General features: G+C 61.8%; 1 protein-coding gene. It reads right to left on the reverse strand.

Annotated elements, in window-relative coordinates:
* Positions 1–204, reverse strand: a 204-nt coding sequence (gene tnpB / locus LH128_RS35090) for an IS66 family insertion sequence element accessory protein TnpB (protein WP_008833658.1), incomplete at both ends; no start/stop codon positions are given.

The raw sequence follows: 204 nt of genomic DNA on the forward strand, positions 1-204 counted from the left end.
CCATCGCGTCAATATCGATCCCGTCGAGCAGCCATCGCAATTGCTCCGCGGTGAGCGCCACCACCGTTTCCGCTCGTTTGGGCCATCGGAACTTGTCCTCCGTCAACGCCTTGAGCACCAACACAAAGCCCGACCGGTCAAAGAACAGCAGCTTCATCCGGGTCCGGCGCCGGTTGCAAAAGGCAAACGCCGCGCGCTCGAACG

The sequence above is a fragment of the Sphingomonas sp. LH128 genome (assembly GCF_000293195.2).
Taxonomy (GTDB): Bacteria; Pseudomonadota; Alphaproteobacteria; order Sphingomonadales; family Sphingomonadaceae; genus Novosphingobium; species Novosphingobium resinovorum_A.